The organism is Metapseudomonas resinovorans (assembly GCF_002003485.1).
GTDB lineage: Bacteria > Pseudomonadota > Gammaproteobacteria > Pseudomonadales > Pseudomonadaceae > Metapseudomonas > Metapseudomonas resinovorans_D.
This window is the reverse complement of the sequence record NZ_BDMA01000066.1, coordinates 119,835-142,870: the sequence shown is the minus strand read 5'-3', so window position 1 is coordinate 142,870 and position 23,036 is coordinate 119,835. Positions and strand designations below refer to the sequence as shown.

The window sequence follows — 23,036 nt, the reverse complement described above, 5'->3', positions numbered from 1 at the left end:
TCAGGTCCGCCCGCGGCCGGATGAACGCGGCCCGCGGGCGGTGAGCCTGGCGGCTCAGTAGCGCTGGGCGATGTAGCGGAAGGGATAGTCGGGGGATTGATAGGTCCCGATCCTGCCGCGCTTGGGCAGCTTCGCTTCGCTTTCTTCGGGGACGTCCTCGTAGGGAATCTGGTCCAGGAGGTGCTGGATGACATTGAGGCGAACGCGGCGCTTGTCCTCCGAGCGGGCGATATGCCAGGGCGCCCACGAGGTATCGGTCGCGATGAACATTTCATCGCGCGCCCGGGTGTAGTCGTCCCAGCGAGTGAAGGACTTGATGTCCATCGGCGACAGCTTCCAGGTCTTGCGCCCGTCGCGGATGCGGTCCTCGAGCCGGCGCTCCTGCTCCTGCGGACTGACCTCCAGCCAGTACTTCAGCAGAATGATCCCCGACTCGACCACCGCGCGCTCGAACAGCGGCGTGAAGGCAAAGAACTTTTCGACCTCCTTGTCACTGCAGAAGCCCATGACCCGCTCGACGCCCGCGCGGTTGTACCAGCTCCTGTCGAAGATCACGACTTCGCCGCCGGCCGGGAAGTGGCCGATATAGCGCTGAACGTACATCTGCGACTTCTCCCGCTCCGTGGGCGTCGGCAACGCGACAGTACGGAAGATGCGCGGGCTGGTGCGCTCCGTGAGGGCCTTGATCACACCGCCCTTGCCGGCCCCATCCCGGCCTTCGAAAACGACGCAGACCTTGATTCCCTCCTGCACCACCCAGCGCTGCAACTTCACCAGTTCGACATGCAACCTTTTCAGCTCCGCCTCGTACTGCTTGCGAGGCATCCTGAGGCCGTTGGCCAACTCCCTGGACTTGTCGGATTTCCCGGTCATACATCCCTCTCTCTGTCAGACATGCGGATTCCGCGCAGCGAAATCCGTGCAGTTGTCCAGACGCGCTCGGGTACTCCCTGCGACCGTCCCGCACCCGGCCGGCGGGAACGTCCCGCCAGTCCTTGAAACCGGGGGGCGACAAAGCGTTGCGCCGCCCAACCCGGATTTCCCGCAGCCAGAAAAAAACACCTGCCCGTCGCTCCGGCACCCGCAAGGGTCCCGGGGCGAAAGGCAGGTGCAACGCTCAATGGAAGGGGAAGATGTAGTTCATCCAGGCCGCCATGCGCAGGAGGATCTTGCGCATCACCGCTACATGGTGGAAATGCTCGCTGTAGAGCGCCGCCTGGCCGTAGGCGCCGCCGGGCATCAGGGACGCGTAGCGGGCATAGTCCGGGTCGGTGATCTCGACGATCACCGGCACCCGGCCAGGCGGCGGCGAGCCGGAGAAGCTGAGCAGGTTGCCGGACGGCTGCACCTGGCCTTCGCCGATCACCGATATCACCTGCTTCACCTTGCCCTTGAACACCTGGCCCGGGATGCCGTCGAACGCCACTTCGGCCTCGTCGCCGGGCGTCAGACGCAACTGGCTGTTCTGGCGCATCCAGGCGGCGATGTAGTGCCCCTCATCCGGGATGAACACCATGGACGGACGCAGCGGCAACCGCGTGGCCATCATTCCCGGGCGCAGCGACACATGGGTCACGAAGCCCTTGCTCGGCGCGCGCACCACGGTGTGGTCGAGGTCGAACTGGGCAATGTTCAGCTGCGCCTGCAGGTCGTCCACCCGTGCGGTGGTGAGGTCCACGTCGCGACGGTTGCCGACATTGCGGGCAGCCAGTTCACGGGCACGGGACTGGTCGGCACGGGCCGAAACCAGCTGCGCCTTGATGGATTTGACCTTGTTCTCGAACGGCGTCGGGTCGATGCGGAACAGCACGTCGCCCTTCTCCAACGGCTGGTTGGTCTTGACCGGCACCTCCACCACCTGACCGCTGATCGTCGGAATCACCGGCGTCGACACGAAGTAGCTGCGCGCCACTTCCGAGTACGGGTGGTTGTAGTTCATCAGGAAGATCAGGGTCCCGATCAGCACCACACCGCCCAGTGCGGCAGTGGGCACCGACCACTTGTTCAACGGAATGCGGAAGATATTGAAGATGGCAACGCAAATGGCCGTGTAGGTGAGGATCAACAACAGGTCCATGTCAGGCCTCCTCTACCGCACGGGCCGAACGGGACACGCCCTGCCCTTCGAGGCGTTCGAGGCGCCGGCGCATCTCGGCCAATTGCTGCTCCAGCTCCGCCTTCGGCGTGCCGAAGCCCCAGCCGCGATCCTCGCGATACAACATCGCCCAGATCCACAGGAACGGCCACATCGCATGGAGGGTGAACAGGCTCACCCAGCCGGCGGCGTGGATGGCGTCCTGGTGCGGATGGTTGCGCCGCTTGGAGATTTCATAAGGGATGTCGTGGATCACGATGATGCCGTAGAACAGCACGATCACGACGAAGAACAGCACGCCAAGGGCGAAGTAATCGAGAATCCCGTCACTTACCATTTCATCACCTGGTTTTCGGGGGGAAAGACGTCCGCATCCGGCCGGGTTGTGCAAGGCGCCGGAGATATTGCGGATTCGAGGCCAGGCCGCTGTGCGCCAGTGTTTCCGGCGCACGCGAAAAGGAACCGGCCATCAACCGGTTCCCACCTGGAGGTTTATCGGGAGAAGCCCGTCAGGGTCTGAAGTTGCTCGCGTCCCGCGCCCAGTCATCGAGCACGGGCTTGAGGTCGTCCAGCACCAGCGGTGTCTTGCGGTTTTCCAGGCTCAAGCCCTGGCCCTTGCGCACCGTTCTGACGACGGGCTTGCCGCTGGCTGCATCCACCGCTTCCACTTCGGCGTAGATGGCCACTTCCTGGTCGCGCGTTCCCACCGCCGTGGTGGTGGCAGCCGCCAGCAGGGCGATCGGGATGACCTCGTAGGCCTTCAGGTGCTCGGTGGAGATCGCCACGGCGGAGATGGACGGACGCACTATCAGGGTGTCCGCCTCCGGTGCTCCGACCAGGCGGGCCCTGCCGATTAGCTCGCGCTGCAGCGCCATGCGCATGTAGGTGGCGATCTGGTCCATGGTCTGCTGGCTCATCTGGTCGCTGGGGGCCTGGGCCGGATGGAACACCGGTTTTTCCACCAGGAGCGTGCCATAGCGCTTCGGGTCGAAGTCCGGCGCGGTCCAGCGCAAGACGGGCTCGCCGCTGGCGGACATGGTTTCTTCGAGCTTCGAATAATCCCCGAGGAAACCCGAGTATTCCTCGGGTTGGGTGATCGTGCTGGAACAGCCGCTGCCGAGCAGGACAACGCCTGCCAGCGCAAGGGTGCAAAGCGGTTTCGCCATGAATGACTCCAGGAGTTTATCGGGGCGGGCGCAACACGCTTTCCACCCCTTGGAACCGGGTCGCAAAGCCTAGGGATAGCCACCACACAGCTCTTCGCATCTCACGACAAAAATTTCGCTTTTGATGACAACGTGACGCAGTTCCTTGCAACAAAACATGTCGATCCGCATCACGTCGTCAGAGGTAGCGCCCGACTGAAACGGGCCCGGGCTTTATCACTCCCCGCGATAAAGGCATGCCAAGTCATTCCTTTCATTCATCAGCGGGACGTGTTGAGCTCGGCTGGCGAGAAATTTGTGCGAAATTCGACGACCGTCAGTTCGCCGACGACCCGCTACCTGCTAAAACAAACAACGAGCCCTATCGCAGTTCACTTATGGCCGGCAGCATTCCAGAAACCGCTTTCACGCCCTACCCGCCTCTGCTCGAGCAGCCGGTCCAGCTCACTCGCGCGGAACTGCTCGCCTCCCTGGAAAACACCATGGCGCGCCATCGCGGCGGACCGGTCTGGCTGTTCGCCTATGGCTCGCTGATCTGGCGACCGGAATGTCCCGCGGTGGAGTCCCGCCGCGCGCGCATCCACGGCTACCATCGCGGGCTCTACCTCTGGTCGCTGATCCATCGCGGCACGCCGGAAACGCCGGGGCTGGTGCTGGGACTGGACCGTGGCGGCTCCTGCGCGGGTTTCGCCTATCGCCTGCCGGAAGAACAACTGCACGAACACCTGTTCGCCCTCTGGCAGCGGGAAATGCCCGATGCCGCCTACCAGCCGAAATGGCTCAACTGCCAGTTGGAGGGCGGGCCCCAGGTGCAAGCCCTTGGCTTCGTGTTGCGCCGTGACTTCGCCTGCTATGCCGGCGCCCTGCCGGACCATGTGCTGCGCCAGGTGTTCGACGGCGCGAGCGGCCACTACGGCAGCACGCGGGACTACGTGGAGAAAACCGCGAGCACCCTCCGCGCCCACGCCATGCCCGACCGCAAGCTGGAAGAAGCGCTGGTGCGTTGCTGCAAGCAGGGAGCGCTGGTCTTCAGCTGAAGCGGTGGCAATCCGTTCCTGCCCCGGCAACTTGCTTACCACTCAACACGAAATTTCCTGCACGGGTCTGCCTTGAACCCCTACGAGGCGCATGAGTAGTTTTCCGAGCGAAACGCTCCCGTTCCCTGACTCATGGAAATTGGCATGAAGACCCCGCATCGCTTCCCCACTCTGGAAGACTTCAACGACGACGTGCTGGACGTGCGCGACGACTCCAGCCCTGAGGCGTTCCACCACCTGGGCGACTACCGGCTGGTGCAAGTCTGCCGCCTGATCGAACGCCTGCGTCTTGAACAGGCATCAGGCACCGCCGACCGCTTGCGCCAGGAAGCCCTGCTATCGGGAATGGAAGCGCTGCTGATGGATGCGCATCTGATGTATGCGCGGGCCCATGGGCAGACCGGTAGCAAGGCTTAACCCCACCTTGTCTGGCATGTCTTTTGTGGGGGCGAATTCATTCGCAAAGCAGGGCGCAGGTCTGCCCTGTAGGAGCGAATTCATTCACGAAAGGGACCGGCACGGTTCACCTGGCAATCCCCTCACCCCAACCCCGCTCTGCGCCCCGGCCAGATCGCTTCGCGCTCAGGCGTTCATCGGCAACGGAAGCAGTGCTTCCGAAAGCATGCCTCTTCACCCCAGAGGGAGAGGGAGACGTCTGTGCCACCCCGGCGGTTGGTGGCTTTTCCTGTAGGGGCGATTTCAATCGCCAAGCAGGGCAAAGCCCTGCCCTACAGCAACACCCGTTCAATCAACCCCAACCTCGACCACATCCCCTTGCAACCTGACCGGCCATACCCGCAGCTTCTGCTCCGGATACTCCAGGCAAGAACCGTCCTCCAGACGGTAGTGCTGCTTGTAGAGCGGCGAGGCGATCACCAGGTCGCCGCCGAGGTGGCCGATGATGCCACGGCCGATCACGTTGGCCTGAGCCAGCGGGTCGTGGTTCTGCACCGCAAACAATTGCTCGCCCTCTTCGCCTTTCAGGTAGAACAGCGCCACCTGGATGTTGCTCACCCAGGCCACCACGCCCGAGTTGGGCACCAGGTCCTGCCGGCCGCAGACGGCTTGCCAACGGCTCCGGACCTCGCTGTGTTGCAGGCTTGCTTCGATCATCAGACCACCTCCTCGGCTACTGGGATCAAGGTGAGCTCGGCCGCCCGCGCCGGACGGATCTGCCCACGTTCTTTGACGAAATGGATGTCCGGGTCGCCGCTTGCGTCGTTGACGAAGGTGCGGAAGCGCTTGAGCTTCTCCGGATCGTTGATGGCGTTGGCCCACTCGCACTCGTAACGGTCCACCACCAGTTGCATCTGTGCTTCCAGCTCCGCACCCAGGCCCAGGCTGTCGTCGATGATCACCGCCTTGAGGTAGTCCAGGCCGCCTTCCAGGCTCTCGCGCCAGACCGAGGTGCGCTGCAGCTTGTCGGCGGTGCGGATGTAGAACATCAGGAAGCGGTCGATGTAGCGGATCAGGGTTTCGTCATCCAGGTCGGTGGCGAACAGCTCGGCGTGACGCGGGCGCATGCCGCCGTTGCCACTGACATAAAGGTTCCAGCCTTTCTCGGTGGCGATCACGCCCACGTCCTTGCTCTGCGCCTCGGCGCATTCGCGGGTGCAGCCGGAGACGGCGAATTTCAGCTTGTGCGGGGAACGCAGGCCCTTGTAGCGGTGCTCGATATCCAGGGCCATCTTCACGCTGTCCTGCACGCCGTAGCGGCACCAGGTGCTGCCGACGCAGGACTTCACGGTCCGGGTCGACTTGCCGTAGGCGTGGCCGGTCTCGAAGCCGGCGGCGATCAGTTCCGCCCAGATATCCGGCAGCTCGTGCAGCTGGGCGCCGAACAGGTCGATGCGTTGGCCGCCGGTGATCTTGGTGTAGAGGTCGTACTTCTTCGCCACTTCGCCGATGGCGATCAGGCCTTCCGGGGTGATCTCGCCACCGGGGATGCGCGGCACCACCGAGTAGGTGCCGTTCTTCTGCATGTTGGCCATGAAGGTGTCGTTGGTGTCCTGCAGCGGCACCAGCCAGGGGTCCTGGATCGGCCGGTTCCAGCAGGACGCGAGGATGGAGCCGATGGCCGGCTTGCAGATCTCGCAGCCGACATGGCCGCGACCGTGTTTGGCGAGCATTTCCTCGAAGGTCTCGATGCCCTCCACACGCACCAGTGCATAGAGCTCCTGGCGGGTGTAGGCGAAGTGCTCGCAGAGGCTCTTGTCCACCGCCACGCCACGGGCCGACAGCTCGTGCTCGACTACCTGCTTGAGCAGCGCTGCGCAACCGCCGCAGCCGGTGGCCGCCTTGGTGCAGGACTTCACCCCGGCGACGTCGGTGCAACCGCTGTCGATGGCGGAGCAGATCGCGCCCTTGCTGACGTTGTGGCAGGAACAGATGGTGGCGGTGGCCGGCAGCGCGTCGGCGCCCAGGGCCGGAGCACCTTCGCCCGCTGGCAGGATCAGGCTGGACGGGTCGGCGGGCAGCTTGATGCCGTTCTGCACGTACTGCAGCAGGGTGTCGTAGTAGCTGTTGTCACCCACCAGCACGGCGCCCAGGGCCTGCTTGCCGTCGGCGGAAACCACCAGGCGGCGGTAGCTGGAGGTGGCTTCGTCGATGAAACGGTAGCTGCGCGCGCCGGGCAACGCGCCGTGGGCATCGCCGATGGAGCCCACATCCACGCCCAGCAGCTTCAGCTTGGTGGACATGTCGGCGCCGATGAAGGGATCGGCGTCTTCACCGCAGAGCTGCGTGGCGACGCTGCGGGCCATCTGGTAGCCCGGGGCGACCAGGCCGAAGATGCTGCCGTTCCAGGCGGCGCACTCACCGATGGCGTAGATGCCCGCATCCGAGGTCAGGCATTGGCCATCGATGGCCACGCCGCCGCGCGGGCCCAGTTCGAGGCCGCACTGGCGGGCCAGGGCGTCCTGCGGGCGGATACCGGCGGAGAAGACGATCAGATCGGTTTCCAGGAAATCCTCGCCAGCGAAGTTCATCCGATAGCGATAGTCCTCCCCGACGCTGATGGACTGGGTGGCCTTGGAGAGGTGCACACCCACGCCGAGCGCTTCGATACGCGCCTTGAGGGCCGCACCGCCGAGGTCGTCGAGTTGGACCGGCATCAGACGCGGGGCGAATTCCACCACATGCGCGTCGAGGCCCAGGGACTTCAGCGCGTTGGCCGCTTCCAGGCCCAGCAGGCCACCGCCCACCACTACACCACGGCGTGCCTGGGCGGCAGCGGCGCGGATGGTGTCAAGATCAGCCAGGGTGCGATAGACCAGCCGCGAGTCGCCCTCGGCGCCTTCGATGGGGGGCACGAAGGGATACGAACCGGTGGCCAGCACCAGCTTGTCGTAGGCCAGGCTGCCGTTGGCGGTGATCACCTCGCGACGCTCGCGGTCGATCTCCAGCACCGGCACGCCCAGGTGCAGGGTCACGCCCGGCGTCTGATAGAGGCTGGCCTCGCTCAGGGCCAGGGATTCGGCATCGCGGCCCGTGAAGTATTCGGACAGGTGCACGCGGTCATAGGCACGCAGCGGCTCTTCGCTGAAGACTTCGATGCGATAGCGGCCCAGGGCGCCGCGCTCGATCAGTTGCTCGACGCAATGATGGCCGACCATGCCATTGCCGATGACGATCAGCGTTTGCACATCAGGGGAAGCGACGTTGGAGTTCATAGGTAGCACCCGGCCCAAGCCAATCACGTTTTCTGGGGGCAAAAAAAAGCGCCTGGGACTTATCGTCCCAGGCGCCTTTGCCTGTTCGTTCTTCGATGCCGCCGAGCCACTTTGCCTGGGGCACCTGTAAACCCGGGGAAGTGATCGCCATTGATCTGCCGGGCCGCCCGCCACGCTGTTCGTGGTGAGCCTGGAACTGCCTATGCAGTGGCTGTGCCAGATTGCCGAACCGCGTTTCGCGTTCCCTCCCCAATGCCAGCAACGGCGCGGCTTTCAGCAGATCCGGCAGATGCCTCGACCGTTGCTACTGGCGAATCCGGCGAGCATCCGGACAAGAACCAAAACGGTGCGAACGCACCTTCCGCGCCCCATCCTGAAGCTCATCCAGCGCATTGCGAATCAAGTCGGGAATTGCCCGCAAGCACCGCCCCACCAAGCCTTCGAGCACATTGCAGGGGACTTGGCATGTGCCTTGCGATAGCACCACCAAGGCAATCAATGCCGATTGCCCTACCCCACGACAAAGGCGCCGTGTCTCCCCCGTTACGACGGAGGGTGGCATGGCGCTTTTTCGTTTCCGTGCAAGGAACGGGATATGGCGAACAAGACAGTGCGAAGCGTGTGTCCCTATTGCGGCGTCGGCTGCGGCATCGTCATGGAAGTCGCGGACAACCGCGTGATCAAGGTGACTGGCGACAAGGACCACCCGAGCAACTTCGGCCGCCTCTGCACCAAGGGCAATACCTGCGCCCAGCCGCTCGCCGATTCCGGCCGCATGGACCACGCCTACCTGCGCCACGAACGCAGCCGCGACCCGGTACGCACCAGCATCGACCAGGCCATCGACGACACCGCGCGACGCCTCCGCGCCCTGCTCGATACCCATGGCCCGGACGCCATCTCCTTCTATGTATCCGGGCAGATGTCGCTGGAAGCGCAGTACCTGGCCAATAAACTGGCCAAGGGTTTCATCCGCACCCGCCACATCGAATCCAACTCCCGTCTGTGCATGGCCAGCGCCGGCAGCGGCTACAAACTCTCCCTGGGTTCGGATGGCCCGCCCGGCTCCTATCAGGATTTCGACAAGGCCAACCTGTTCCTGGTGACGGGCGCCAACATGGCCGACTGCCACCCGATCCTGTTCCTGCGCATGATGGACAGGGTCAAGGCCGGGGCCAAGCTGATCGTGGTCGACCCTCGCCGCACTGCCACCGCCGACAAGGCCAGTCTCTACCTGCCCATCAGGCCGGGCACCGACCTCGCCCTGCTCAACGGTCTGCTGCACTTGCTGCATCGCAACGGCCATACCGACCCCGACTTCATCGCCGCCCACACCACAGGCTGGGAAGCCATGCCGGCGTTCCTCGAGGACTACGCACCGGAACGCGTCGCCGCCATCACCGGCCTGCCTGAAGCGGATATCCACAAGGCCGCCCAATGGATCGGCGAAGCGCCGGAGTGGATGAGCTGCTGGACCATGGGCCTCAACCAGAGCACCCACGGCACCTGGAACACCAACGCCCTGTGCAACCTGCACCTGGCCACCGGCGCCATCTGCCGGCCAGGCAGCGGCCCCTTCTCCCTCACCGGCCAGCCGAATGCCATGGGCGGACGCGAAATGGGCTACATGGGCCCCGGCCTGCCCGGCCAGCGCTCGCTGCTGGTGGCTGACGATCGCGCCTTCATCGAAGACCTGTGGCAACTCCCGCGTGGGCACCTGCGCCAGGACGGCGGCAACGGCACCGTCGCCATGTTCGAGGCCATGCGTGACGGGGACATCAAGGCCTGCTGGATCATCTGCACCAACCCGGCGGCTACCGTGCCGAATCGCCGCCGTGCCATCGAGGGGCTGCAGGCCGCCGAACTGGTGATCACCCAGGACGCCTTCCTTGACACCGAGACCAATCGCTATTCCGACATCCTCCTGCCCGGCGCGCTGTGGGCCGAGTCGGAAGGCGTGATGATCAACTCCGAGCGCAATCTCACCCTCACCGGCAAGGCCGTGGACGCCCCCGGCGACAGCCTGCCGGACTGGCAGATCATCGCCCGCGTGGCCTGCGCGATGGGGTTCGCCGACGCCTTCGGCTACCGCTCCGCAGAGGAAGTGTTCGAGGAGATCAAGCAGGCCTGGAACCCCAAGACCGGCTACGACATTCGCGGCGCCAGTTTCGAGCTGCTGCGGCGGGGGCCGCTGCAATGGCCCTGCGCCCCCGGCAGCGAAGCCAACGCGCGCAACCCCATACGCTACCTCAACGACGGCGTCAGCCAGGCGCTCAAGCTGAATGCCGACGGCACCCGCCCGGTCATTGCCTTCTCCACCGGGGACGGCAAGGGGGTGTTCTTCCCCCGTCCGCACATGGAACCGGTGGACCTGCCCGATGATGCCTTCCCGCTGGTGCTCAACACCGGCCGCGTGCAGCACCAGTGGCACACCCTGACCAAGACCGGCAAGGTGGCCACCCTGAACAAGCTCAACCCTGGCGCCTTCCTGGAAATTCACCCGAGCGATGCCAACCGTCTGGGCATCGTCGACAAGAGCCAGGTTGAAGTGCGCTCGCGGCGTGGCCGCGCCATCTTGCCGGCGGTGGTCACCGACCGCGTGCAGCCGGGCAACTGCTTCGCGCCTTTCCACTGGAACGACCGTTACGGCGACGACCTGGCGATCAACGCGGTAACCAACGACGCCATCGACCCTATTTCGCTGCAGCCGGAATTCAAGTACAGCGCCGTCGCCCTGGCGCCCGTCACGCCGGCCAGACCCCAGCTCATCCCCTTGCTAGAAGTCGAGTCGGTCGCGGCCAGCGCCGCCGCCGGTTTCTCGGAGGAACTCGCCGACATGCCGATCAACGCCTTCGCCCGCCTGCTGAATCTCGAAACCAGCGCCGACCTCAGCCTGGCGCCCACCGAGCAGCGCTACCTGCAGGGTTACCTGCTCGGTCTGCGCAGCGAAGAGAGCCGCAAGCAAGGTGGTGTCCCGACCTTGCCGGCCAGCGCGCCCCTGGCCGCGGATACCCGCCTGCTGCTAGACGGCATCCTCGCCGGGCTGTTCTCCCGCAGCTGGGAGTCACCTGCGACGCAACCGGCGCCCGCGACCGTTGTGGATAACCCCTTGCTGGTGCTCTGGTGTTCGCAAACCGGCAATGCCGAGAGCTTCGCCGCCGTCTGCGCGGAACAGCTCAAGGCTGAAGGGCGCGCCGCGACGGTGCGCTCGATGGACGCCATCCAGCCCGCCGAACTGGCCAGCGCCGGCACCGTCCTGGTAATCGCCAGCACCTTTGGCGATGGCGATCCTTCCGACAACGGCGCATCACTCTGGAGCGCCCTGAACGCGGAAAACGCGCCCTTGCTGACCGGCCTGGACTTCGCCGTGCTCGCCATGGGCGACTCCAACTACGATCAGTTCTGCGGCTTCGGCCGCCGGCTCGACGCCCGCTTCGAAGCCCTCGGTGCCCGTCGCCTGGTGCCGCGCGTGGACTGCGAACCGGAATACGAGGAACCGGCTCGCGCCTGGCTGGCCGCCGTTCTAGGGGCACTGGCCGGTGCCAGGGCCCCGCAACCGGTCCTGGAGACCGTTGGAGCTCCCGCCGAGGACGCAGAGATTCCGGCCTACAGCCGCCAGCGTCCGCTCGCCAGCCGCCTACTGCGCAACCCAGTGCTGAATGCGCCGGGTTCGAGCAAGGAGACCCGGCAGATCGTCCTTGACCTAAAGGGCAGCGGGCTGAGCTATCAGGCCGGCGATGCACTGGGCGTGTGGCCCAGCAACTGCCCGTCGCTGGTGAACGAGGTCCTGACCGCGCTGGACCTCGACGGCAATCATTCGGTTGAAGTGAGAGACCAGGGCGTCCTGCCACTCGCCAATGCGCTGGGCCGGCATTTCGAGATCGCCAAGGTCACACCCGATGTGCTGCGCTTCATCGAAGAGCGCTCCGGCAGTACGGAACTCCAGCGCCTGCTGGAGCCGGCGAACAAGACGGAACTGGGCGACTGGCTCTGGGGCAAGCAACTGCCCGACCTGCTGCGTGCGTTCCCGATCCGCACCAGCGCAGAGGAATTGCTGGGCTGCCTCAAGCGCCTGCAACCGCGCCTCTATTCCATCGCCTCCAGCTCACTCGCCAGCCCGGATGAAGTCCACCTGACTGTTTCCACTGTGCGCTATCGGTGCGAAGAGCGTGACCGTGACGGCGTCTGCTCGGCCTTCCTCGCCGACCGCGCCGATCAGGGCGATGTGCCGATCTTCATCCAGAAGTCCGCCCACTTCCGCGTGCCGTCCGACCCGCAGCGGCCAATGATCATGGTCGGCCCCGGCACCGGCATCGCCCCCTTCCGCGCCTTCCTCCAGGAGCGCGAAGCTTCCGGCGCCAAGGGCCGCAACTGGCTGTTCTTCGGCGAACAGCGGGAAGCGACCGACTTCTATTACCGCGACGAGCTGCACGCCTGGCAGGCCAGCGGCCACCTGCATCGCCTCGACACCGCCTTCTCCCGCGACCAGGTGGAGAAGGTGTACGTGCAACAGCGCATGCTCGAACAGGGCGCCGAGCTCTGGCGCTGGCTGGAGGATGGCGCGCACTTCTACGTTTGTGGCGACGCCGGGCACATGGCACGGGACGTGGACGCGGCGCTAAAAGCAGTGGTGCGGGACCACGGTGGGCTCAGTGCAGCTGATGCGGAGGCCTACGTCGGCAGGATGGCGCGGGAGAAGCGCTATGTGAGGGATGTGTACTGAGTGGTAGGAGCGAGCTTGCTCGCGAACAGTCCGAGCACGCTCTTTCGCGAGCAAGCTCGCTCCTACAAAAAGTCTCACCGTTCTGGACCGTAGGGTGCGCTGTGCGCACCGACTTCAGGAAGAGGGGTTGGGCGTGAGCGCCGCCAGCACTTCCTCGGTGTTGAGGATCGCGTGCGCATAGGTCGGCCCGTTCAACTCATGGGCTGCGTGCATGGCTTCCGCTGAAAATGCCGCCGTCGCGTCCGTCACCAGCGTGACGTGATAGCCCAGCTCGGCGGCGAATCGCCCTGTGGATTCGATGCAGGTATTGGCCAGCATGCCCACCAGGATCACCTGCTGCACGCCATGCTGTTTGAGCTGGAAGTCCAGGTCGGTGTTGGCGAACCCGCTGCCGCCCCAGTGCTCATGCACCAGCACGTCACCTTCCAGGGGCTGGAAGTCCGGGTGCCATTCGCCACCCCAGCTACCTGCCGCGAACACCTGGGCGCGGGCGGCGCCGAGCTGGTAAGGGCTGGGATGCGTCCAGCCCTTGAGGTCGTCGGGGCGTGCACGGTGATGGGGAACGTAGAACACCTGGATGCCGGCTTTGCGCGCCGCCGCCACGACCCGGCGCAGGTTGTCCAGGGTGCCCACGGCATCGGCCACCTGCTTGGCCAGGCCGTTGAGCTTGCCGCCTTCGCTGAGGAAATCGTTGTACGGGTCCACCAGCAACAAGCCGGTGCTTTCGCGTGGGTAGGTCATGACGCCGCGCCTCGGTGCAGTCGATAACCTGTGCCAGTGTAGAGCGCCCTGGCCAAATCGCCCCACGACTACGGCATGCCGCAGCCGTTCATTGATTGAAGCGGGAATCGTCGCGCTGGAAGTGCAGCAGAGAACCTTTATAGGCTTCGCCGTTGTTCATCACGCGGTTCATGCAGGTGATCTCCGAGTCGTATTCGAGTTCAGCCATTTCCTGGCAGAACTTCGAGCGATTCGGGCGATTGGGATCGACGATGTAGACATCCACCACGTCAGCCGAATGCCGGTCGATGAAGTCGGCGAGCTGCGCCGGTTGTTCGCGCTCGTAAATGACATCGCTGCCGATGATCATGTCGAACAGCCCGAGGTCGTCATTGATGTCGGACCATTTGGCGGCTTGGTAATTGATCGGGCCGAGATCATTCAGCCGCAGGTTTTCCGTCAGGAAGGCAGGAATCAACGGGTGGTAGTCACTGGCCGTTACATCGCCGCCCCGCCGGTGCACGACAAGGCTGGCCAGGGCCAGGCCGGCCCCCACTTCGAGGATGCGCTTACCTTCCAGTTCCATCGTCAGCATGGTGTGCGCCAGGACATGCCCGGACGGCCAGACCTGACCGAACAGGGGCCAGCTTTCAGGGGATATCCCGAGATGCTCAGCCTCAAGTTCGGGATCGTGATACTGCTGATGGTCGAGTAATGAGCGGATATGAAAGTCCATATCCCCCACTGATATATCCTGGAATCTGACTTGATAGCCCGGCATGCAGAACTCTCCAATACAGTGAGTGATGCCGCCAGAAGCGCAGAACCAAATAGCTAGCTTGCCACTATCAATGATTCATGGAGGCGATGAATAAAAAATAGAAAACCCTCCAGCACTATACGCCGAAGAATCAAGTGGAACTTTCGTGAGATATAAACAAAAGAGCCCCGCATTTGCGGGGCTCTTTTAGAGGAAAAGTATCAGACTACCTGAACTTTGTCCGCCTGCAGGCCTTTCTGGCCACGTACGACTTCGAAAGTCACTTGCTGGCCTTCGCTGAGGCTCTTGAAGCCCGAGCTTTCGATCGAACGGTAGTGAACGAAGAGGTCAGCGCCTTCTGCGGGGGTGATGAAGCCGAAGCCTTTCTCATCGTTGAACCACTTGACGGTGCCGGATTGACGATTGGACATTTCATATCTCCAAGATAAAAAGAAATAACCCTGATAATTAACCAGGAATTACTGAAGTGCTAATGCTGTAACGAATCGAGGAGATGAAATAACTTCAATCAGAACATCGAGCCAAGTATCGCAGAGACAATTGCAGTGCAGTGGGCAGGACTATACGCGGTTCGACCAGGAAGTACAGGTTTATTTTCCGTCGAATATTTCTGCCAGCTGAATAGGCAAGGCATTCATACGCTTAGGCGGGAAACGCAGAAATTCCTGCAACCGGGACTCCTCGAATTGCCGTTCCCCGCCCTCGCCCAGCCCTCACACTGACTGCATCAGCTCCAGGATCTGTGCATGCAAGCGCGGATCACCGCAGGCGATGACATCGCCACCGTCCTGCGCGTCGCCACCATCCCAGCGGGTAACCACGCCACCGGCGCCCTGGATGATCGGCATCAGCGCCTGGATGTCATAAGGCTTGAGCCCGGGATCGAGCACCACATCCACCAGTCCCAGGGCCAGCATGCAGTAGGCGTAGCAATCGCCGCTGTAGCGCACCAGGCGCACCTGGCCGGCGAGCTGCTCGAAGACCTCACGATAGGGCGACTCGCGGAAGTGCTCGGGGCTGGTGACCATCAGCGTCGCATCGGTGAGCTTGCCGCAGGCGCGGGTCTGGATGGGCCGGCCGTTGAGGGACGCGCTGTTGCCGTCGCCGACGAAACGTTCGCGGGTAAAGGGTTGGTCCATCACACCCAGTACTGGACGGGTGCCGTCGTTGAGGGCGATCAGCGTGCCCCAGAGCGGGATGCCGCTGATGAAGGAGCGCGTGCCATCCACGGGGTCCAGTACCCAGGTCCAGGGCGCTTCACCCGCGATGTTCTCTTCTTCCTCACCCAGGACACCGTGGCCGGGATAGCGCTCGTCGATCAGCGCGCGCATGGCCCGCTCGGCGCCCTTGTCGGCCAGGGTCACGGGGTCGAAACGCTCAGCCTCCTTGTTCTCCACCTCCAGCGGCAGGCGGAAATACGTCAGGGTTACCCGGGCCGCCGCGTCCGCGAGTTCTTCGGCGAATTCCAGGTACTCGGGGGGAAGGGTTTGGTCAGTCATGGGGAACTCCGGGTCAGGCGTATCAGCAGAAATCCAGCTGGAGATAGTAGAGCGAAACGTCGTCCGTATCGACGTGCACATCCCCTGCTCAGCCTTTGCCGCAGTCCCCCGCCCTCATCACCCCTGTTGTGCGAGGTACTCGTCAGTGGAAACGACCTTGGCATAGGCGAAGGCCAGGGCAGCCATGAACGCCCCGTGGACCTGCTCGGCGGGGATGGTCTTGCCCTGGAACTCCAGGTCCCGGCTGGCGCAGGCATCGTGGATCACCGTGACCTCGTAGCCGAAGTCGGCCGCCGCACGGGTGATGCCGTCGACGCACATGTGGCTCATGCTGCCCACCACGCTCACCTTGTCCACGCCGCTGCCCTCGAGGATGTCCTTCAGATTGGTTTCCCGGAAGGAGTTGACGAAGTGCTTCAGGACCACCGGCTCGCCGTCGGCGTTGAGCACTTTGGGATGGATCTCCGCACCCTCGGAGCCGGGACGGAAGAACGGCGCCTCCGGGCTGGTGAACTCGTGGCGGATATGCACCACCAGGTCACCGGCCTCACGGGCAGCGGCGATGATCCGGGCAGCGTTGTCGGCAGCGGCGTCAGCACCGCTCAGCGTCCACAGACCACCGGGGAAATAGTCCTTCTGGATGTCGACTACGATGACGGCTTGCTTGCTCATGATTTTCACCTCAGGTTGTGGGGGTGGAGACGTGGGGCCTAAGGTGCTCCTCCCGGCGCCGGATGAGGATCGGCGCAACCGACAAATTCGCAGGAAAAACTGACAATGAAGACCATGCTGGAGATCGGCCTCCTGCTCTATCCCGGCGCCCAGCTGGCAGCCGCCCATGGCCTCTCCGATCTGTTCGCGGTCGCCAATCGCCTGGCCGCCGAGCACGCCGATGCCGACCTGCCCACCCTGCGGGTGCGCCACTGGAGCGCCGCCCCAGATGGCGAAATCCGCTGCACCTGGGACAGCCACCCGGACACCGAAAGCCGGCCCTCTGTGGTGATTGCCCTGCCCTGCATTGGCCCCCTGCCCCCTGCCGAAACCCTGCAACCCTTCGTCGACTGGCTCAGTCTGCGGCATGCCGCCGGCGTCACCCTCTGTTCGGTGTGTGCCGGCGCCTTTGTGCTGGCCCAGACCGGGCTGCTCGCCGGTCGTCCGCTGACCACCCACTGGAGCCTGGCCAAGGACCTCGGCGAGCGCTATCCGGAGGTGAAGGTGGATGCCGATAAACTGGTGGTGGACGACGGCGACATCATCACCGCCGGGGGTGTGATGGCCTGGACCGACCTGGGGCTGACTCTGGTGGATCGCCTGCAGGGACCGACCATCGCCGCGAATACCGCCAGCTTCCTCGCCCTCGACCTGACCCGTCATTCCCAGCAGTACTTCCGTCGCTTCACCCCGCGCCTCACCCACGGCGACGAGGCAGTGCTCAAGGTGCAGCGCTGGCTGCAGCGCCACGACGCGCGCCAGGTCAGCCTGCCTGCCATGGCCGCTGAGGCCGGGCTGGGCGAGCGCACCTTCCTGCGCCGCTTCCAGCAGGCCACCGGCCTGCGCCCCACCGAGTACTGCCAGCAACTGCGTGCGGCCAAGGCCCGCGAACTGCTGGAGCTGACCAATCGCTCCGTGGACCAGATCGCCTGGGAGGTCGGCTATCAGGACCCAGCGGCGTTCCGCAAGGTCTTCAACAAGATGGTCGGGCTATCGCCCACGGATTACCGACGGCGGTTCGGGCGGCGAAGTTTGGGGGAGTCGTGAGGTATTGGGCGGCTTCCAGCACAGCTCAGGCAGGTTTCCGCGCAAGTCTGACTTGACCCTCTCCCCCGGCCCCTCTCCCTGAAGAGGAGAGGGGTGACTCGCGCCGGCGAGGTACAAATCATCCTGAAGCCCACACGGGCCTGAACCTGGGCAGCCGAGGTGGGGCAACGAATTCGCCCCTTCAGGAGGCCGAGCGGAATCGTTGCAGAGGGGGACGAGCGGCATGGATGCCGCGGGAGGCGTGTGGGGCCATGGATGGCCCCTCTCGCCGTACCCCCCGGCGCAACGATGGAGGGAGGGGAGTTTGGCGAAGCCAAACCCGGATGCAGGGGCAAGACCTTTGCTTCCTTTGGGTGGTGCGGCATCCCGACGTCTGCCAAAGGGAGTCGCCCGGCAAGGCGAAACAGAACCATCCACAGAACTCGGCAATCAGCTGAACTCCGGACTAACCATCGCTCCAGATCAACGCATTGACTCTTCACACCACCACCCCTCACAGACTTCTTCAGCCAGCACCCCCTCCCCATCCCGCACCTCGACATCGCGATACACCCCCAATGCCGGGTCGAAGGTGCGAATCAGCACTTGCGGCTTTTCAGTACTGACGCGGGGTAACTGGGCATCGCGAAACGGGTGGTACTCGGGAACGACGACGAAGGGTTGCGGCGGCAGGTCGGCGAAAGGCCTGGGGGGCGGCGATACATAGGATTGCAGCGGGCTGCTGGGATAGTAGGTCGTGCCCAGGTAAGGCCCCAGCCCGTAGTACGAATCGCCATAGCCGTCACCCCGGGCAAAGGGCGCGAGCAATACCAGCAGCAGGATTCCGCGGCATCCCATGACGGTGCCCTCCTCGGTGAATCCCCCAAGGAGTTCAGTTATAGCACCGGCCGCACGGCCCGCTGTCCAATGCTTGTCGACGCTGATAGGAGGTACTCCACCATGTCCCGGGCCGGCCTGCTGCTCGTCACCCTTGCCAGCACCCTCGCCTATCTGGGGCTCGCGATTCTCGGCCTTGGCGGCTTCGCAGCCTTCTTCGGGCATCCGCCGCTGGTGGCCCTGACCCTGGTGCTGTTCGTACTTGCGGGGCTGGCGCCCTTCTCCGGCGGCAACCTCAGCAGTGGGGTGCGCGAGGACCGGCGCAATCGCTGGGTACTCCCGGTGTTCGGCATCATCGGCATCCTCAGTGCCTTCCTGCCAGCCTACACCGATCGAATCGATGTCTGGACCTTCGGCGGCGACGGCGTTCGCTGGCTGGGCGTCTTCCTGTTCGCCGCTGGCGGCGCGCTGCGACTATGGCCGGTGTTCGTGCTGGGCAACCGCTTCAGTGGACTGGTGGCAATCCAGCCCGGCCACCGCCTGGTGACCGACGGCATCTACGGCGTGATCCGCCACCCCAGCTACCTGGGCCTGATGATCGCCTCGCTCGGCTGGGCCCTTGCCTTCCGTTCCGGCATCGGCCTGATGCTGGTGGTCCTGACCCTGCCGCCGCTGCTGGCGCGTATCCATGCGGAAGAAGCCTTGCTGCGCACCGAGTTCGGTGAGGAGTACGAAGCCTATTGCGCGCGAACTTCACGCCTGATTCCCGGCATCTACTAGACCGTTCGGCCCAATGACTCGAACCCTGGGAATTCTCGTCCGGTCAAAACGCATGCAACCCACGGGTGCCCTGCGCTCTTCCTGCGAATAGCCGGGCGCTGAGTTTCAGGAGATCTGCGAATGATCACTCACTACAAGGTCGGCAAGCACCTTGCCTGCGGCCGACACGGCAGCAACCTGATCGCCAGCACCGAACTGGCGCGGGTGAAATGCCGCAACTGCAAGAATACCGACGTCTTCAAAGAGGCTCGTCGAGACGCACGAAACGCTGCAAGGCGCGCCGCGCGTCAGGCCAAGGCCGCCCACTCTGCCAGCGATTGGCGCTCGGTGTGGGTAGAACGGCTCAGACAAATACCGGGCCGGCAACGCCTGCCGCGCGGCTTCGGCAACCAACCCTACGTCTGATCCCGGCGGGGCGCAGCTTCAGTCCACGAAGTACGTGATGCAGTTGCGCCCGCCCAGCCCAAACACTGCTGCGGCGGCCGGCTATCCTGCACGCATTTCCTGATGAGCAAGGACCGCAGCAATGAACCCCCTTGGCAGCAATACGGTATTCCATGTGACCGACATCGAGCGGTCGATCGCCTTCTACACCGGCCCGTTGGGCTTCCAGCTGGACTTTCGCTTCGGCGAACCGGCGACCTATGCCGGCCTGAGCCTGGGGCCCGTATGCCTGCATATCAGCGCCGCGCGAAGTTGCGCTCGCTCATACCGGCCCGTGCTGGAAGTAGCCTTCGCCCTGGACCTGAAAAGCGCCAACGGCCTGCAACGGCCCTGGCTCCTGGCCGGCTGGCCTGCATGGGGCTGATCGTGGGAGGGGTGATGGGGCTGCGCTGGTTGCCCTGAGTTCGTCGCCGGGGAAGCGCCCCCGGCGATGCCAGTACAGGTCAGAGACGCCGGCGCTCGGCGCTGATTTCCGGCAAGTCGGTGCGGCGCAGATAGACCAGCAGCACGTCGCTCAGGTTGAGGCGATCGTTGATGTTCTGTTCCAGCAGGATCTGCAGGCACTCGCGGCTCAAGGTCATCACCTGGTCGGTCTTGGTCGTCCAGACGAACTCACAGGCCGGCGTAATGCTGTCGTCGGGCACGTCCATGCCGAACGAGTCCTCGCTGAAACGCACGATGTACTTGCCCAGTTTGCGGTTGAAGCCGACGAACCCGTTGAGGGCATCGGCGGCATTGCAGATATCGGTGGAGGTGATGCTCATGCAGTACTTCCCTGATCGGTTCGAAGGGGTGGTGCACGCATGAAAGGCAGTGGGTTCCCACTCTGGTCGGTGGGTAGGCTGGCCATTCTGCCAGCCCTCGTCATCAGCGGGGATATTGCTGCGAGGGGCGCGTTGTCGCACCCGGGATCGCGGTGGCGATCCCGGGTGGAGACATCAGTGTGCGGGCTGCACGATGGCGTTGCCCGGCAGCGCCGGCAGCCGCGCCAGGTGCAGGGCGACTGCCACGGCGATCACCAGCAGTCCGCCGATGAACAGGCCGACGCCCTGCCAGCCGTAGTGGTGCCAGAACAGACCGCCGAGGGTGCCGGCGAGGCTGGAACCGACGTAGTAGCAGAACAGGTACAGGGAGGACGCCTGGCCCTTGGCGCGCTGGGCACGGCGGCCGATCCAGCTGCTGGCCACCGAGTGGGCGCCGAAGAAGCCGAAGGTGAAGATCGCCATGCCGGCCAGGATCATCCCCAGCGGGCTGAACAGGGTCAGCACCAGGCCACCCAGCATCAGCAGGATCGAGGCCCAGAGCACCTTGCGCCGACCCAGCTTGTCGGCCAGGGAACCGACCCAGGCCGAGCTGTAGATACCGGTGAGGTAAACCACCGAAAGCACACCCACCACGGCCTGGCTCATCTGGTAGGGGGAAGCCAGCAGGCGGTAACCGATGTAGTTGAAGAGGGTGACGAACGCCCCCATCAGCAGGAAGCCGGTCAGGAACAACCAGGGCAGGCCGGCATCGCGGAAATGCATGCGGTAGCCCTCCACCAGGGTGGACGGCTTGAGTGGCTGCGGGCGGAAATGCTTCGACTCGGGCAGCACGCGCCAGAACACCAGCCCGGCGACCAGCGCCAGGCCACCCAACACGCCAATTGCCGCCTGCCAGGAGACGAAGTCCACCAGCACCCCGCTGATCAGGCGCCCGCTCATGCCACCGATGGCATTGCCACCGATATAGAGGCCCATGGAGAGGCCGAGGTGATGAGGGTGGATTTCCTCGCTGAGGTACGTCATGGCCACGGCGGCCAGGCCGCTCAGCGCCAACCCCACCAGGGCACGCATCAGCAGCACACCTTCCCAGGTCGGCATGGCGGCGCTGGCCAGGGTGAACAGCGCAGCGGCGAGCAGCGACACCACCATCACCGGCTTGCGGCCGATGGCATCAGACAGCGGACCGGTCACCAGCAGGCCGAGGGCGAGCATGGCGGTGGACACCGAGAGGGCCAGGCTGCTCTGTGCGGCGGTGATGGAATAGGTCTTGGACAGCACCGGCATCATGGGCTGGATGCAGTACAGCAGGGCAAAGGTTGCGAAGCCGCCGGAGAACAGCGCCAGGGAAGTGCGCATGAATTGCGGCGTGCCCTTGCGGATGTAGGTGGAGAGCTCAGGGTCATTGGCGGCGGCATCCGGCAGCTTGCTGGCTGCGTCACGGGCCGCCTCGCTAAACGCGGGTTCGTCTTCGGTCTTGAGTACTGCCTGGGATTTGCTCACGGGGCACCTTCGGAATGTAGCGGCGAGCAGGCACAACGAGGCCGTGCCGCCTGGATCAGGGGCTGGGGATATTCGTTGTTGGGGTTATGGGCCGAAGGATATCGAGCGGTTTATATTATCTCCAATATATTGTTCGACACATTTGATATGTTTTAAATATCACTGGAGATCCCCATGGAACTCAGGCACCTGCGCTATTTCATTGCCGTGGCCGAAGAACTGCATTTCGGCAGGGCCGCCGAGCAACTGGGCATTTCCCAGCCTCCGCTGAGCCAGCAAATTCAGGCGCTGGAAGAGGAGATCGGTGCACGCTTGCTGGAACGCACCAATCGCCGCGTCGAGCTGACCGAAGCCGGCCGCCGCTTCCTCGATGAAGCCCGCCAGGTACTGGTGCAAGTGGACAAGGCGGTGCAACTGGCGCGCCGCGCCCACCGTGGCGAACTGGGAGAGCTGAAGGTGGGCTTCACTTCCTCAGCGCCCTTCACCTCCACCATTCCCCGCAGCATCCATGCATTTCGCCAGGCTTACCCCGACGTCCACCTGGAACTCACCGAAGGCAGCAGCGCGGAAACGGTCAAGGCGCTGCTGGAAGACAGCCTGCAGGTGGGCGTGATCCGTCCGCTCAGCCTGCCGGACAACTTGCTGGCGGTGGAGCTGTTCAGCGAACCGCTGGTGGCCATCCTGCGTGCCGACCACCCGTTGGCCGCTGGCAGCGAGGACGGCATCCACTTCTCCGCACTGGCGGACGAACCCTTCGTATTCTTCCCGCGCACCTTCGGTACCGGGCTCTATGACCAGATGCTCACGCTCGCCCGCAACGCCGGCTTCCTGCCCCGCGTCGCCCAGGAAGCCAGCGAAGCCATGACCATCATTGGTCTGGTCTCGGCAGGGCTTGGCGTCTCGATATTGCCCGCCTCGTTCCGCCGCACCCGCGTCGACGGCGTGGTCTACCGCACCCTGCTCGATCCGGGCGCCACCACCGCCGTCTGGCTGGTGCGCCGGCGCGACGAACGCTCGCCCCTGGCGCTCTCGTTCATCGACCTGGTGACCCGTGAGGCCGCGGCAATCCGCGAGCGCAGGTAGGCAACCTTGTAGGGGCGATTTCAATCGCCAAGCAGGGCGCAGCCCTGCCCTGACCGATCCCCGTGGGAGCGAATTCATTCGCGAAAGGATTGGCACCGAGCGGGCCGGACAGAACCCTCACCCCAGCCCTCTCCCATAGGGAGAGGGGGTAGTCCGCGCGAGCGATCAGCCCTGGCACTTTTCCTGTGGGGGCGATTTC

Annotated in this window: 22 protein-coding genes; 8 read left to right on the top strand and 14 right to left on the bottom strand. The window is 64.3% G+C overall.

What is annotated here, in order from left to right:
• Positions 1 to 54: 54 nt before the first annotated feature.
• The 4 genes from ppk2 to MnOB_RS19185 all read right to left on the bottom strand — a co-directional run bounded on the left by ppk2 (position 55) and on the right by MnOB_RS19185 (position 3,261).
• Positions 55 to 873 (bottom strand): polyphosphate kinase 2, encoded by an 819-nt coding sequence (gene ppk2, locus MnOB_RS19200; protein WP_077525826.1) that lies wholly within the window; start codon positions 871 to 873, stop codon positions 55 to 57.
• Between the two features lie 244 nt (positions 874 to 1,117).
• Complete coding sequence (locus tag MnOB_RS19195; RefSeq protein ID WP_077525825.1) at positions 1,118 to 2,077, bottom strand: HlyD family secretion protein; 960 nt, start codon at positions 2,075 to 2,077, stop codon at positions 1,118 to 1,120.
• A 1-nt stretch (position 2,078) separates the two neighbouring features.
• Positions 2,079 to 2,417, bottom strand: coding sequence for a DUF3302 domain-containing protein (locus MnOB_RS19190; RefSeq protein ID WP_077525845.1), 339 nt, complete (start codon positions 2,415 to 2,417; stop codon positions 2,079 to 2,081).
• A gap of 187 nt (positions 2,418 to 2,604) precedes the next feature.
• Positions 2,605 to 3,261, bottom strand: coding sequence for a DUF3313 domain-containing protein (locus MnOB_RS19185; RefSeq protein ID WP_077525824.1), 657 nt, complete (start codon positions 3,259 to 3,261; stop codon positions 2,605 to 2,607).
• Positions 3,262 to 3,638: 377 nt separating this feature from the next.
• On the opposite strand from MnOB_RS19185, the gene MnOB_RS19180 reads away from it, so the two are divergent.
• The gene (locus MnOB_RS19180) at positions 3,639 to 4,298 is read left to right on the top strand and encodes a gamma-glutamylcyclotransferase (protein ID WP_077525823.1); all 660 of its coding nucleotides are present in this window, start codon (positions 3,639 to 3,641) and stop codon (positions 4,296 to 4,298) included.
• 144 nt (positions 4,299 to 4,442) lie between these two features.
• Positions 4,443 to 4,715 carry a hypothetical protein gene (locus tag MnOB_RS19175; RefSeq protein WP_077525822.1) on the top strand — a complete coding sequence of 91 codons (273 nt, stop codon included), beginning with the start codon at positions 4,443 to 4,445 and terminating at the stop codon, positions 4,713 to 4,715.
• Between the two features lie 327 nt (positions 4,716 to 5,042).
• Here MnOB_RS19175 and nirD read toward each other — a convergent pair whose 3' ends face one another.
• Both nirD and nirB read right to left on the bottom strand, forming a co-directional pair.
• Positions 5,043 to 5,411, bottom strand: coding sequence for a nitrite reductase small subunit NirD (gene nirD / locus MnOB_RS19170; RefSeq protein ID WP_077525821.1), 369 nt, complete (start codon positions 5,409 to 5,411; stop codon positions 5,043 to 5,045).
• Positions 5,411 to 7,969: a nitrite reductase large subunit NirB gene (gene nirB, locus MnOB_RS19165; RefSeq protein ID WP_077525820.1), complete on the bottom strand. Its 2,559-nt coding sequence runs from the start codon at positions 7,967 to 7,969 to the stop codon at positions 5,411 to 5,413. The genes nirD and nirB overlap by 1 nt, the downstream gene beginning before the upstream one ends.
• Positions 7,970 to 8,564: 595 nt before the next feature.
• Here nirB and MnOB_RS19155 point away from each other — a divergent pair.
• Positions 8,565 to 12,692, top strand: coding sequence for a sulfite reductase subunit alpha (locus MnOB_RS19155; RefSeq protein WP_077525818.1), 4,128 nt, complete (start codon positions 8,565 to 8,567; stop codon positions 12,690 to 12,692).
• 114 nt (positions 12,693 to 12,806) lie between these two features.
• Here MnOB_RS19155 and MnOB_RS19150 read toward each other — a convergent pair whose 3' ends face one another.
• The 5 genes from MnOB_RS19150 to MnOB_RS19130 all read right to left on the bottom strand — a co-directional run bounded on the left by MnOB_RS19150 (position 12,807) and on the right by MnOB_RS19130 (position 16,364).
• Positions 12,807 to 13,433 carry a cysteine hydrolase family protein gene (locus MnOB_RS19150; RefSeq protein WP_077525817.1) on the bottom strand — a complete coding sequence of 209 codons (627 nt, stop codon included), beginning with the start codon at positions 13,431 to 13,433 and terminating at the stop codon, positions 12,807 to 12,809.
• 88 nt (positions 13,434 to 13,521) lie between these two features.
• Complete coding sequence (locus tag MnOB_RS19145) at positions 13,522 to 14,193, bottom strand: class I SAM-dependent methyltransferase (protein WP_234358292.1); 672 nt, start codon at positions 14,191 to 14,193, stop codon at positions 13,522 to 13,524.
• A gap of 200 nt (positions 14,194 to 14,393) precedes the next feature.
• Positions 14,394 to 14,603, bottom strand: coding sequence for a cold-shock protein (locus tag MnOB_RS19140; RefSeq protein ID WP_077525815.1), 210 nt, complete (start codon positions 14,601 to 14,603; stop codon positions 14,394 to 14,396).
• Positions 14,604 to 14,906: 303 nt separating this feature from the next.
• A complete protein-coding gene (hisN, locus tag MnOB_RS19135) occupies positions 14,907 to 15,692 on the bottom strand; it encodes a histidinol-phosphatase (protein WP_077525814.1) in 786 nt (261 codons plus the stop codon).
• A 117-nt stretch (positions 15,693 to 15,809) separates the two neighbouring features.
• Complete coding sequence (locus tag MnOB_RS19130) at positions 15,810 to 16,364, bottom strand: cysteine hydrolase family protein (protein WP_077525813.1); 555 nt, start codon at positions 16,362 to 16,364, stop codon at positions 15,810 to 15,812.
• A 105-nt stretch (positions 16,365 to 16,469) separates the two neighbouring features.
• Between MnOB_RS19130 and MnOB_RS19125 the strand changes: the two genes are divergently transcribed.
• Positions 16,470 to 17,450, top strand: a complete 981-nt coding sequence (locus tag MnOB_RS19125; protein WP_077525812.1) for a GlxA family transcriptional regulator — start codon at positions 16,470 to 16,472, stop codon at positions 17,448 to 17,450.
• Between the two features lie 462 nt (positions 17,451 to 17,912).
• Here MnOB_RS19125 and MnOB_RS19115 read toward each other — a convergent pair whose 3' ends face one another.
• Positions 17,913 to 18,287 carry a hypothetical protein gene (locus MnOB_RS19115; protein WP_077525810.1) on the bottom strand — a complete coding sequence of 125 codons (375 nt, stop codon included), beginning with the start codon at positions 18,285 to 18,287 and terminating at the stop codon, positions 17,913 to 17,915.
• A 102-nt stretch (positions 18,288 to 18,389) separates the two neighbouring features.
• Here MnOB_RS19115 and MnOB_RS19110 point away from each other — a divergent pair, with 102 nt between their 5' ends.
• From MnOB_RS19110 to MnOB_RS19100, 3 genes are all read left to right on the top strand, one after another.
• Complete coding sequence (locus MnOB_RS19110; protein ID WP_077525809.1) at positions 18,390 to 19,046, top strand: methyltransferase family protein; 657 nt, start codon at positions 18,390 to 18,392, stop codon at positions 19,044 to 19,046.
• Positions 19,047 to 19,166: 120 nt separating this feature from the next.
• The gene (locus MnOB_RS19105) at positions 19,167 to 19,451 is read left to right on the top strand and encodes a hypothetical protein (protein WP_077525808.1); all 285 of its coding nucleotides are present in this window, start codon (positions 19,167 to 19,169) and stop codon (positions 19,449 to 19,451) included.
• Between the two features lie 121 nt (positions 19,452 to 19,572).
• Positions 19,573 to 19,854 (top strand): VOC family protein, encoded by a 282-nt coding sequence (locus MnOB_RS19100; protein WP_077525807.1) that lies wholly within the window; start codon positions 19,573 to 19,575, stop codon positions 19,852 to 19,854.
• A 79-nt stretch (positions 19,855 to 19,933) separates the two neighbouring features.
• Here MnOB_RS19100 and MnOB_RS19095 read toward each other — a convergent pair whose 3' ends face one another.
• Positions 19,934 to 20,254 (bottom strand): DUF2025 family protein, encoded by a 321-nt coding sequence (locus MnOB_RS19095; RefSeq protein WP_077525806.1) that lies wholly within the window; start codon positions 20,252 to 20,254, stop codon positions 19,934 to 19,936.
• 174 nt (positions 20,255 to 20,428) lie between these two features.
• Positions 20,429 to 21,754 (bottom strand): MFS transporter, encoded by a 1,326-nt coding sequence (locus MnOB_RS19090; protein ID WP_077525805.1) that lies wholly within the window; start codon positions 21,752 to 21,754, stop codon positions 20,429 to 20,431.
• A 174-nt stretch (positions 21,755 to 21,928) separates the two neighbouring features.
• On the opposite strand from MnOB_RS19090, the gene MnOB_RS19085 reads away from it, so the two are divergent.
• Complete coding sequence (locus tag MnOB_RS19085) at positions 21,929 to 22,837, top strand: LysR family transcriptional regulator (RefSeq protein WP_077525804.1); 909 nt, start codon at positions 21,929 to 21,931, stop codon at positions 22,835 to 22,837.
• The last annotated feature ends 199 nt before the right edge of the window (positions 22,838 to 23,036 follow it).

Excerpts from the sequence above, each read along its gene's own strand:
- ppk2 (WP_077525826.1), bottom strand. The coding sequence starts at position 873 with ATGACCGGGAAATCCGACAAGTCCAGGGAGTTGGCCAACGGCCTCAGG.
- MnOB_RS19195 (WP_077525825.1), bottom strand. The coding sequence starts at position 2,077 with ATGGACCTGTTGTTGATCCTCACCTACACGGCCATTTGCGTTGCCATC.
- MnOB_RS19185 (WP_077525824.1), bottom strand. The coding sequence starts at position 3,261 with ATGGCGAAACCGCTTTGCACCCTTGCGCTGGCAGGCGTTGTCCTGCTC.
- MnOB_RS19180 (WP_077525823.1), top strand. The coding sequence starts at position 3,639 with ATGGCCGGCAGCATTCCAGAAACCGCTTTCACGCCCTACCCGCCTCTG.
- MnOB_RS19175 (WP_077525822.1), top strand. The coding sequence starts at position 4,443 with ATGAAGACCCCGCATCGCTTCCCCACTCTGGAAGACTTCAACGACGAC.
- nirD (WP_077525821.1), bottom strand. The coding sequence starts at position 5,411 with ATGATCGAAGCAAGCCTGCAACACAGCGAGGTCCGGAGCCGTTGGCAA.
- nirB (WP_077525820.1), bottom strand. The coding sequence starts at position 7,969 with ATGAACTCCAACGTCGCTTCCCCTGATGTGCAAACGCTGATCGTCATC.
- MnOB_RS19155 (WP_077525818.1), top strand. The coding sequence starts at position 8,565 with ATGGCGAACAAGACAGTGCGAAGCGTGTGTCCCTATTGCGGCGTCGGC.
- MnOB_RS19150 (WP_077525817.1), bottom strand. The coding sequence starts at position 13,433 with ATGACCTACCCACGCGAAAGCACCGGCTTGTTGCTGGTGGACCCGTAC.
- MnOB_RS19145 (WP_234358292.1), bottom strand. The coding sequence starts at position 14,193 with ATGCCGGGCTATCAAGTCAGATTCCAGGATATATCAGTGGGGGATATG.
- MnOB_RS19140 (WP_077525815.1), bottom strand. The coding sequence starts at position 14,603 with ATGTCCAATCGTCAATCCGGCACCGTCAAGTGGTTCAACGATGAGAAA.
- hisN (WP_077525814.1), bottom strand. The coding sequence starts at position 15,692 with ATGACTGACCAAACCCTTCCCCCCGAGTACCTGGAATTCGCCGAAGAA.
- MnOB_RS19130 (WP_077525813.1), bottom strand. The coding sequence starts at position 16,364 with ATGAGCAAGCAAGCCGTCATCGTAGTCGACATCCAGAAGGACTATTTC.
- MnOB_RS19125 (WP_077525812.1), top strand. The coding sequence starts at position 16,470 with ATGAAGACCATGCTGGAGATCGGCCTCCTGCTCTATCCCGGCGCCCAG.
- MnOB_RS19115 (WP_077525810.1), bottom strand. The coding sequence starts at position 18,287 with ATGGGATGCCGCGGAATCCTGCTGCTGGTATTGCTCGCGCCCTTTGCC.
- MnOB_RS19110 (WP_077525809.1), top strand. The coding sequence starts at position 18,390 with ATGTCCCGGGCCGGCCTGCTGCTCGTCACCCTTGCCAGCACCCTCGCC.
- MnOB_RS19105 (WP_077525808.1), top strand. The coding sequence starts at position 19,167 with ATGATCACTCACTACAAGGTCGGCAAGCACCTTGCCTGCGGCCGACAC.
- MnOB_RS19100 (WP_077525807.1), top strand. The coding sequence starts at position 19,573 with ATGAACCCCCTTGGCAGCAATACGGTATTCCATGTGACCGACATCGAG.
- MnOB_RS19095 (WP_077525806.1), bottom strand. The coding sequence starts at position 20,254 with ATGAGCATCACCTCCACCGATATCTGCAATGCCGCCGATGCCCTCAAC.
- MnOB_RS19085 (WP_077525804.1), top strand. The coding sequence starts at position 21,929 with ATGGAACTCAGGCACCTGCGCTATTTCATTGCCGTGGCCGAAGAACTG.